We start from the raw sequence: 9,502 nt of genomic DNA, 5'->3' as shown, positions 1-9,502 counted from the left end.
CCACCGCCCCCGCTTCCGCACCCTCCGCGACCGCCCCCGCCGCGCGCCCGACCGGGCAGCCCGCGACGCCGCAGGAGCGGAAGCTGCCGCTGGCCCCGGCCCTCCCGCCGGAGCAGACGGAGAGCGTCCCCGGCATGAAGGACAACGTCCTGCTGCGCGAGGCCCTGGCCCAGATCGAGGCCGGAGCGTCCAACGAGCAACTGCTCGGGGTGCTGCGGCAGGCGCTGCAGAGTCACCTGTTCATCCGCGTGAACGGCGACGCCAGGGAGCAGATCAGCGAGGGCAAGCCGCTCGCGGTCGCGGTCGTGCGCGACGGCGATCGTCAGTTCATGCTCGCGTTCAGCTCGGCGGCCGCGGTGCGCGACTCCGTGCAGCTCGAGGGTGACCCCTCCGCGACGTCGGCGGTCGCGCAGCCGTCCACCTCGGTCATGCAGCACGTGGTCGCGGGGGAGTTCGCCGGACTCATCATCGACAACGCCTCGGCGCCGCACCGCGTGGTGTTCCCCACGGAGCTGCTGGAGAAGACGCTCGAGCAGGCCGACACCGAGATGACGGTCAAGTCCCTGATCTCTGGCCCGCGCGCGCAGGACACCCCGGCGAAGGTGGGCGAGGCCCTCGCGACGACGCGCATGTGGGTGGCCGTGAACGACGGATCCGGAACCGGTCAGGTCGGCATCGCCGAGGCCCAGACCGCCGACGGCCGCCGATTCCTGCAGCTCTTCTCGCACCCGCTGGAGGTCATCGCCCTGGGGCGTGGCGACCGGCCGCTGCCGTTCGAGCCCGAGCAGCTGGCGAAGGTGCTGACGAGTCACGCCGAGATGGCGGGCGTGATCGTGGACTCCGCCGGCCCGTCGATCGTGGTGGAGCGCGACGCCCTCGCACCTGTCCTCGTCCGCGCCGTGCAGATCGACGACTGAGCCGAGCGTGTTCCCCCGGTCGCCGGGGGTTCCGCCCGTCGGAGGCGCGCCCTAGGGTCGGATCATGGCCTCCGAACGCGTGACCCTGACCGTCTCCGACCCCGACGGGGAGCGCGAGGTCTCCCTCTCCAGCCCGAACCGGGTGGTGTGGCCCGACCTCGGCATCACCAAGGCCGAGCTGGCGGAGTACGTGCAGCGGGTCGCGCAGCCGTTCCTGTCGGCCAACGGCCATCGCCCCGTGTCGCTCGAACGGTTCCGCGACGGCGTCGGCGCGAGCGGGGAGCCGAGGGCGGAGGGCTTCTTCTCGAAGAACCCGCCCAAGGGCACCCCCGACTTCGTCGATGCCGTGACCGTGACGTACAACAGCGGCCGCCGACACCCGCAGATCGTGCTCACCCGGCCCAGCGCGATCGTGTGGGCGGTGCAGATGAACACGATCGTGTTCCACCCGTGGGCGTCGCTGGCGGAGAACTCCGACAACCCGGTGGAGCTGCGCATCGACCTCGACCCCCAGCCCGGCACCGGCTTCGCCGAGGCCGTGCCCGCGGCCCACGCGCTGCGGGAGGTGCTGCGCGAGGCCGGTCTGGAGGCGTTCGCGAAGACGAGCGGCAACCGCGGCCTGCACGTGTTCGCGCCGATCGAGCCGACGCACGAGTTCCTCGACGTGCGGCACGCGGTGATCGCGGCAGGGCGCGAGCTGGAACGACGCATGCCCGACCGGGTCACGACGAACTGGTGGAAGGAGGAGCGCGGCGAGCGGCTGTTCGTGGACTTCAACCAGGCCAACCGTGACCGCACCATGGCCGGCGCCTACAGCCCCCGTGCGCTCCCGGGAGCGACCGTCTCGACGCCGGTGCACTGGGACGAGCTCGACGACGTCGATCCGCGCTCGTTCACGGTGCGCAGCATCCCGCAGCGACTCGACGACATCGGCGACCCGTGGGCCGACATGCAGGCGACGCCGGGACGCATCGACACCCTCCTGGAGTGGTGGGAGCGAGACCTGGCGGCGGGGCTGGGCGAGCTGCCGTTCCCGCCCGAGTTCCCCAAGATGCCCGGCGAGCCGCCGCGCGTGCAGCCCAGCAAGAAGAACGCCGCGAACTGGGACGAGAACGGCAACCCCGTCGAGGACTGACCCGGCTCAGCTGAGCACGTCGGCGAGGTCGTAACCCGCGACCGTGTCGAGCTGGTCGTACGTGCAGGAGCGCGCGTCCCGGTCGGGTCGCCACCGCTCGAACTGCACCGTGTGACGGAAGCGCGCACCCTCCAGCTGGTCGTACCGCACCTCCAGCACGCGCTCGGGGCGGAGGCGCACGAACGACACGTCCTTCGACCCGCTGAACCGCGAACGCTCACCCTCGCCCGTCACGGCCGCTCCGGAGGCGTCGCGCTCCACGAGCGGCGCGAGCTCCTCCACCAGCTGCTGGCGCCGCGCGTCGCTCCAGGCCGCGACACCGCCGACCTGGCGCAGTGTCCCGTCGGCGTCGTACAGCCCGACCAGCAGCGAGCCCACCCCGGAGCCGGACTTGTGGATGCGGTAGCCGAGCGCGACCACGTCGGCGGTGCGGGCATGCTTGATCTTGAGCAGGGTGCGCTTGCCCGGCGCGTAGGGCTGGTCGAGCGGCTTCGCCACGACGCCGTCGAGCCCGGCACCCTCGAACTCCTCGAGCCAGCGGACGGCGGCGTCGCGGTCGCGCGTGGTGCGGGTGAGGTGCAGGGGATGCTCGACCGCCTCCATCACGCTCTCCAGCCGGGCGCGCCTCGTCTCGAAGCTCTGCGTCTGCAGGTCGTCCTCGCCGTACGCGAGCAGGTCGAAGGCCACGAACATGGCGGGGGTCTCCGCGGCGAGCTTCGCGACGCGCGAGGCGGCCGGGTGGATGCGCTGGCTGAGGGCTTCCCAGTCCAGCCGCTGCGCTCCCTGCGGCCCGGTCGCCACCACGATCTCCCCGTCGAGCAGGCACGGGCCGGGGAGCAGCTCCGGGATCACGTCGACGAGCTCGGGGAAGTAGCGCGTGAGGGGCTTCGCGCCGCGGGAGCCGATCTCGACGGTCTCGCCGTCCCAGGCGATCAGCCCGCGGAAGCCGTCCCACTTCGGCTCGAAGAGCAGTCCGCCGGGATGCTTCACGGGGTCGGGCACCGTGGCGGTCGCCTTGGCGAGCATGGGGGCGGGGATCTCGTAGCGCATGCACCCATCCTGGACCGCGGGCATCGCGGGGAGGAAGGGGTTGCGGTCAGCCGAACAGGTCGCCCAGCTCCGCCGGCGTGCCCGCGTCGCGCAGCACGGTGTGCGCCGCGTGCCAGCCGGCCATGCCGTTGACCGCGGGGCCGGGCGGGGTCGAGGCCGAGGCGAGGTACACCCCGGGCATCGGGGTGCGCCAGGGCGCGGGGGAGAGCACGGGACGCCGCAGCGCCTGCCGCATGTCGAACACGCCCCCGGAGATGTCGCCGCCGATCTCGGCCGGGTTGAGGGCCTCGCGGGAGGACGCCGGCACCGCGTGGTGGGCGAGGATGCGGTCGCGGAACCCCGGAGCGAACCGCTCGACCTGTGCCGTGATGAGCTCGGTGGGGTCGAGGTCGCTGCCGCCGGGGACGTGGATGTAAGCCCACAGCACGGCCTTGCCCTCCGGAGCCCGCGTCGGGTCGAACACCGAGGGCTGCACCGCGAGCACGTAGGGCCGGTCGCTCACGCGCCCGATCGCCACCGCGTTCTCGCTGTTCCACACCTCGTCGCGGTCTCCGGCCACGTGCACGGTCGGGGCGTTCCGCACGTGCGGGTTGGCCCACGGCACGGGGCCGTCCAGGGCGAAGTCGACCTTGGCGGCGGCCGCACCGTAGCGGTAGGCACGCACGGCCCTGGCGTAGCGGGCGGGGATGTCGGGGTGGGTGAGGGCGAGCCGCGGCGAGGTGTTCAGCAGCAGCACGTCGCCGCGCGCGGGGTCGCCCCTGTCGAGGCTGGCGAGGTCGCCGACGTGCACCCCGGTCTCGACGGTGCCGCCGTGCGCCTCGAGATCGCCGATCAGGGCGTCCGCGATGGTCTGGGATCCCCCGCGCGGGTACGGCCACCCTCCGGCGTGCGCGAGCGCGGCCAGCAGCAGCCCCGCCGCCGCGCCCGCGAGCGTCGGCTGCGGCGAGTTCGCGTGCGCCACGACCCCCGCCATCAGGGCGGCGGCCTCGTCGGTGCGGAAGGCGGCGCGGGCGAGGGGAGTGCCCTGATCCAGCATCCGCACCGCGTAGCGCGCCGCGGTGACGGGGTCGCGCGGGATGCGCAGGAGCTGGTTGCCGGTGAAGTCGGTCACGCCGTCGATGTGCGTGGTGAGCGGCCGCAGTCGTCGCAGCCAGGCGTCGCGGTCGGGCCCGAGGTCGGCCGCGGTGCGTTCCAGGTCGCGCCACGCGATGGCCGCTCGCCCGTCGTCGAGCGGGTGGGCGAAGGAGATGTCGGGCCGGATCCACGTGACGCGCTCGTCGAGGCCGAAGGCCCGGAAGAACGGCGAGGCGAGGGCGGCGGGGTGCACGGCGGAGCACACGTCATGCCGGAACCCCGGGAGCGTGGTCCCCTCGGTCGTGCGCAGGCCACCGCCCGCGGTGTCCGCCGCTTCGAGCACGCGTACCCGGTATCCGGCTCTGGCCAGCGCGACGCCCGCCGAGAGGCCGTTCGGTCCGGAGCCGATGATCGTCGCGAGGGGCATGGCGCCAGTCTCGCATGCGGCAGACGGTCGGCCGAGGGGGTTGCGCCGTGCGATCCTGGAAGGGATGAATGAAGTCCAGGGCCCGACCCCCGCCGGCACCTCCCGTCCGTACCGCTCGCTGCCGGAGGCGCTCCGCGCCCACCGCATCGATCCGGTGAACCACGCCTTCATCGGCGAGATCGTGGACCAGATCGGGGTGACCTCCCTGATCGACCGCGGTCGCTACATCGAGGCCATCCGCCGGGGCGACGGCGCGGCGCTGCACATCGGCCGCACCTACACCAACGGATTCACGGAGGACGAGGTGGTCACGGTGGGCTCGACCCGCCTGCGCCTGCAGCCGAGCGAGGGGCGCGCACCGTACTTCTACGTGACGCACCCGAGCGAGTTCGCGCCGCCGACCGCCGTGCGGGCCAAGCGCTCCTCCGCGCCGCGCACTCCCGCGGCCCCGCGCACGCCCGCGGCGCCCAAGCCCGTCGAGCGCGACTACGGCGTGTGCGACGTGTGCTTCATGGTGAAGACGCCCGCGGGCGGCTGCGGCTGCGACTGACCCGCGACCGTGTGATGCGGGCGCCCGGCGTCAGGCGAAGGCGCTCATCCCCGTGATGTCGCGGCCGAGCAGCAGCGCCTGCACCGACTCCGTGCCCTCGTAGGTGTGGATGGCCTCGATGTCGGCGAGATGCTGCATCACGCCGTTCTCCAGCAGGATGCCGTTGCCGCCGAGCAGGTCGCGGGCGGTCGCGGCGATGCGGCGGGCGGCGCGGGTGTTGTGGAACTTCGCGAGCGAGGCCTGGGTCGGGCGCAGCTGCCCCGCCTGCTCCAGGTCGGCCATCCGGCGGCAGTACAGCTGCATCGCCGTGAGGTCCTCCAGCATGTGCGTCAGCCGCTCCTGCACCATCTGGAACTTGGCGAGCGGCTTGCCGAACTGCACGCGCTCCTTCGCGTAGGCCAGCGCGGCCTCGTAGCAGGCGGTCGCGTGGCCGAGGGCCGACCACGCGACACCCGAGCGCGTGGCGTACAGCACAGTCGACGCATCCTTGAAGCTCGTCGTCCCCGGGAGCACGGCGTCGAGGGGCACGCGCACGTCGTCGAGGCGGATGTGGGCCTGGTGGATCGCGCGCAGCGAAGCCTTGCCGCGGATCACGGTGCCGGTGTAGCCCGGGGTGTCCTGCTCGACGAGGAAGCAGCGCACGGCGCCGTGCTCCGCGGCCGACTCGTCGTCGACCCTGGCCCAGACGAACGTGATGCCGCCCGAGGCGCCGTTGCCGATCCACTTCTTGGTGCCGCGGAGCACCCAGGAGTCGCCGTCGCGGCGCGCGGTGGTCTCCAGGGAGACGGAGTCGGACCCGTGGTCGGGCTCGGTCAGTGCGAACGATCCGAGCACGGAGCCGTCCGCCAGCGCGGTGAGCCACCGTTCCTGCTGGGCGGGGGAGCCGAACAGCGCGAGGGTGCGAAGGGCCAGGCCGCCCTGCACCGCGAGGATCGTGCCGAGGGAGCCGTCGCCGCGGGAGATCTCCATGTTGACCAGCCCGGCGGCGAGGGGGGAGAGGCGCGTGAGCGACGGGTGGTCGATGCCGTCGACCACGAGGTCCAGCTCGCCCATGCGGCGGGCGGCGTCGAGGGGGTACTCGGCGCGGTCCCAGGCCTCGGCCATCTGCGGGGCGACCTCGTCGACGTACGCCTTGGCGCGGTCCCAGGCCTCGCGGTCGGCCGCGGGGATGTCGGTGAACACGGCGTAGTAGTCGCTGTCCTGCCGGCCGGTGACGTCGTACGACGAGACGCGCTCGCCGGGGAACGGGGAGGCTTCGATGCTCATGGGTGCTCCTTCGTGGACCTGAGTATCGTACTCCTCGATACTGGGTCCCACGAGCCCGAGCTCGCCGCGGTATCAGTCGAGCCGGGAGCGCAGCCGCCGTGTGACCTCGGCGACGGGCATCGCCCGCGGGAACACCGCCACCACCACGTCGTCCGGGGCATCCGCGGCGGACCCGTCCGCGACGCCGTAGCGGCGCCGCACATCCGCGAGCGCCGACTGCAGGGTCGACAGCGGCACCTTCCTGCGGCCACGCAGCAGCTGGCGCAGCACGTGATTGTGCACCGCGGTGACGAGCGCCGCGAACCCGACCGCGTCGAGCGGATCGACGCCGGGGAGGGCGCCGCGCAGGTACTCGTCGAACAGTCGCTCGTAGCGGAACACCGTGATGATCTCCCGCTCGCGCAGCACCGGCACCTGGCGCACGATCTGGTAGCGGCGACGTGCCATCTCCGGGTCGCTGGAGAAGTGCGCGAACACCGATTCCGACGCCGCGCATACCGCCGCCCACGGGTCGTCGTGCCCCTCGGCGAGGAACTCCCTGAGCTGATCCAGCAGGACCTCGTGGTCGGCGAAGACCACATCCTCCTTGCCGCCGAACTGTCGGAAGAAGGTCGAGCGGGACACCCCCGCGGCCTTCGCGATCTGCTCGACGGAGGTCTGGTCGAAGCCCTGGGTCCGGAAGAGCTCGAGGGCGGCGGCGACGACGGCGTCGCGCGATTCGGGGAAGTCTCGCATGACGAAATCCTAGGTCCTCGTCGACCGGCCGCCGCGGTCATCGCCGCCCGCCCCGCGCTCCGGAGCGGTCAGGCCGAGGTAGTAGGCTGGGGGACTGGTCGATGTCTCGACATCGAGAGAATCACCAGACCAACAGCAGCCCAGTGAAGGAACCACAGTGGATCTGTACGAGTACCAGGCACGAGACGTTTTCGAGAAGTACGGAGTGCCGGTCCTCGCCGGCATCGTCGCCGACACCCCCGAGGAGGTGAAGGCGGCCGCCGAGAAGATCGGCGGTGTGGTGGTCGTCAAGGCCCAGGTCAAGACCGGTGGCCGCGGCAAGGCCGGCGGTGTCAAGGTCGCCAAGACCCCCGATGAGGCGTACGAGGCCGCGAAGGCGATCCTCGGCCTCGACATCAAGGGCCACGTCGTCAAGCGCGTCATGGTCGCGCAGGGCGCTCGCATCGCCGAGGAGTTCTACTTCTCCGTGCTGCTGGACCGCGCGAACCGCTCCTACCTGAGCCTCTGCTCGGTCGAGGGCGGCATGGAGATCGAGGAGCTCGCGGTCGAGCGCCCCGAGGCCCTCGCCCGCGTCGAGGTCAACCCGCTCACGGGCATCGACAAGGACAAGGCGGTCGAGATCGCCCGCGCCGCGAACTTCCCGGAGGACCTCGTCGAGAAGGTCGCCGACGTGTTCGTGAAGCTCTACGACGTCTACAAGGGCGAGGACGCGACGCTGGTCGAGGTCAACCCGCTCGTCCGCACCGAGGAGGGCGACATCATCGCCCTCGACGGCAAGGTCACGCTCGACGACAACGCGTCGGAGATCCGCCACCCCGAGCACGAGGCGCTCGAGGACAAGGACGCCGCCGACCCGCTCGAGGCCAAGGCCAAGCAGAGCGGCCTGAACTACGTCAAGCTCGACGGCGAGGTCGGCATCATCGGCAACGGCGCGGGTCTGGTCATGTCCACGCTCGACGTCGTGGCCTACGCGGGTGAGAACCACAACGGCGTCAAGCCGGCCAACTTCCTCGACATCGGCGGCGGCGCCTCGGCCGAGGTCATGGCGGCGGGCCTCGACGTCATCCTCGGCGACCCGCAGGTCAAGAGCGTGTTCGTCAACGTGTTCGGTGGCATCACGGCGTGCGACGCCGTGGCCAACGGCATCAAGGGGGCACTGGAGACCCTCGGCGACACGGCCTCGAAGCCGCTCGTCGTCCGTCTCGACGGCAACCGCGTCGAGGAGGGCCGCGCGATCCTCGCGGAGTACGCGCACCCGCTCGTGACCCTGGCCGCAACCATGGACGAGGGCGCCGACAAGGCCGCCGAGCTCGCCAACGCCTGAGACTGAAGGACGAGAAGAATGTCGATCTACCTCAACAAGGACTCCAAGGTCATCGTCCAGGGCATCACCGGCGGCGAGGGCACCAAGCACACCGCGCTCATGCTCAAGGCCGGCACCCAGGTCGTCGGTGGCGTGAACGCGCGCAAGGCCGGCGCCACGGTCTCGCACACGGACAAGGACGGCAACGCCGTCGAGCTCCCCGTCTTCGGCTCGGTCGCCGAGGCCATGAAGGAGACCGGCGCCGACGTGTCGATCGCCTTCGTCCCCGGCGCCTTCACGAAGGACGCGATGATCGAGGCCATCGACGCCGAGATCCCGCTGCTCGTCGTCATCACCGAGGGCGTCCCCGTGGGCGACTCGGCCGAGGCCTGGGCCTACGCGCAGAGCAAGGGCAACAAGACCCGCATCATCGGCCCGAACTGCCCCGGCATCATCACCCCCGGTGAGGCGCTCGTCGGCATCACGCCCGCGAACATCACCGGCAAGGGCCCGATCGGCCTCGTGTCGAAGTCGGGCACCCTGACCTACCAGATGATGTTCGAGCTGCGCGACCTGGGCTTCTCCACCGCCATCGGCATCGGCGGCGACCCGGTCATCGGCACCACGCACATCGACGCGCTGGCCGCGTTCGAGGCCGACCCCGAGACCAAGGCGATCGTGATGATCGGCGAGATCGGCGGCGACGCCGAGGAGCGCGCGGCGGAGTACATCAAGGCGAACGTCACGAAGCCGGTCGTCGGCTACGTTGCGGGCTTCACGGCTCCCGAGGGCAAGACCATGGGTCACGCCGGTGCGATCGTCTCCGGCTCTGCCGGTACCGCGCAGGCGAAGAAGGAGGCCCTCGAGGCCGCGGGCGTGAAGGTCGGAAAGACGCCGTCCGAGACCGCCGCGCTGATGCGCGAGATCATCGAGGCGCTGTAAGGCGTACACTGGTAGCGAAGGCCCCGGGCTCCACCCCGGGGCCTTCGTCGTGTCCGGGGCATCGTCGTGTCCGGGGCATCGTCGTGTCCGGGGCATCGTCGTG

The 9,502-nt window shown here is 71.7% G+C and carries 9 protein-coding genes; 5 read left to right on the top strand and 4 right to left on the bottom strand.

The window, feature by feature from the left end:
- Both DW297_RS08125 and ligD read left to right on the top strand, forming a co-directional pair.
- A partial coding sequence (locus DW297_RS08125; protein WP_136031194.1) for an SseB family protein occupies nt 1-917 on the top strand: 917 nt, incomplete at its 5' end.
- Nucleotides 918-981: 64 nt separating this feature from the next.
- Nucleotides 982-2,052, top strand: a complete 1,071-nt coding sequence (gene ligD, locus DW297_RS08120; RefSeq protein ID WP_136031192.1) for a non-homologous end-joining DNA ligase — start codon at nt 982-984, stop codon at nt 2,050-2,052.
- A gap of 6 nt (nt 2,053-2,058) precedes the next feature.
- Here the strand turns inward: ligD and DW297_RS08115 are convergent, their stop codons facing one another.
- Together DW297_RS08115 and DW297_RS08110 are read right to left on the bottom strand one after the other, a co-directional pair.
- On the bottom strand, nt 2,059-3,102 hold the full coding sequence (locus DW297_RS08115; protein ID WP_136031190.1) for an ATP-dependent DNA ligase: 1,044 nt from the start codon (nt 3,100-3,102) through the stop codon (nt 2,059-2,061).
- 46 nt (nt 3,103-3,148) lie between these two features.
- Complete coding sequence (locus DW297_RS08110; protein ID WP_136031188.1) at nt 3,149-4,603, bottom strand: phytoene desaturase family protein; 1,455 nt, start codon at nt 4,601-4,603, stop codon at nt 3,149-3,151.
- A 64-nt stretch (nt 4,604-4,667) separates the two neighbouring features.
- Here DW297_RS08110 and DW297_RS08105 point away from each other — a divergent pair, with 64 nt between their 5' ends.
- Nucleotides 4,668-5,153, top strand: a complete 486-nt coding sequence (locus tag DW297_RS08105) for a hypothetical protein (protein ID WP_136031186.1) — start codon at nt 4,668-4,670, stop codon at nt 5,151-5,153.
- Nucleotides 5,154-5,183: 30 nt separating this feature from the next.
- On the opposite strand, the gene DW297_RS08100 is transcribed toward DW297_RS08105, so the two are convergent.
- Nucleotides 5,184-6,419: an acyl-CoA dehydrogenase family protein gene (locus DW297_RS08100; protein WP_136031185.1), complete on the bottom strand. Its 1,236-nt coding sequence runs from the start codon at nt 6,417-6,419 to the stop codon at nt 5,184-5,186.
- Nucleotides 6,420-6,491: 72 nt separating this feature from the next.
- Nucleotides 6,492-7,154, bottom strand: coding sequence for a TetR/AcrR family transcriptional regulator (locus DW297_RS08095; RefSeq protein ID WP_136031183.1), 663 nt, complete (start codon nt 7,152-7,154; stop codon nt 6,492-6,494).
- A 157-nt stretch (nt 7,155-7,311) separates the two neighbouring features.
- Here DW297_RS08095 and sucC point away from each other — a divergent pair, with 157 nt between their 5' ends.
- A complete protein-coding gene (gene sucC / locus DW297_RS08090; RefSeq protein ID WP_136031181.1) occupies nt 7,312-8,478 on the top strand; it encodes an ADP-forming succinate--CoA ligase subunit beta in 1,167 nt (388 codons plus the stop codon).
- 18 nt (nt 8,479-8,496) lie between these two features.
- Nucleotides 8,497-9,399, top strand: a complete 903-nt coding sequence (gene sucD / locus DW297_RS08085; RefSeq protein WP_136031178.1) for a succinate--CoA ligase subunit alpha — start codon at nt 8,497-8,499, stop codon at nt 9,397-9,399.
- Nucleotides 9,400-9,502 lie beyond the last annotated feature (103 nt).

This window comes from Microbacterium sp. PF5 (assembly GCF_004794315.1).
In the GTDB taxonomy this organism is placed as follows: domain Bacteria; phylum Actinomycetota; class Actinomycetes; order Actinomycetales; family Microbacteriaceae; genus Microbacterium; species Microbacterium sufflavum.
This window is presented reverse-complemented; position numbering and strand designations above follow the sequence as displayed.

What these genes read in the sequence shown, in the direction of transcription:
- DW297_RS08110 (WP_136031188.1), bottom strand. Translation starts at nt 4,603, where the DNA reads ATGCCCCTCGCGACGATCATCGGCTCCGGACCGAACGGCCTCTCGGCG.
- ligD (WP_136031192.1), top strand. Translation starts at nt 982, where the DNA reads ATGGCCTCCGAACGCGTGACCCTGACCGTCTCCGACCCCGACGGGGAG.
- DW297_RS08115 (WP_136031190.1), bottom strand. Translation starts at nt 3,102, where the DNA reads ATGCGCTACGAGATCCCCGCCCCCATGCTCGCCAAGGCGACCGCCACG.
- DW297_RS08105 (WP_136031186.1), top strand. Translation starts at nt 4,668, where the DNA reads ATGAATGAAGTCCAGGGCCCGACCCCCGCCGGCACCTCCCGTCCGTAC.
- sucD (WP_136031178.1), top strand. Translation starts at nt 8,497, where the DNA reads ATGTCGATCTACCTCAACAAGGACTCCAAGGTCATCGTCCAGGGCATC.
- DW297_RS08100 (WP_136031185.1), bottom strand. Translation starts at nt 6,419, where the DNA reads ATGAGCATCGAAGCCTCCCCGTTCCCCGGCGAGCGCGTCTCGTCGTAC.
- DW297_RS08095 (WP_136031183.1), bottom strand. Translation starts at nt 7,154, where the DNA reads ATGCGAGACTTCCCCGAATCGCGCGACGCCGTCGTCGCCGCCGCCCTC.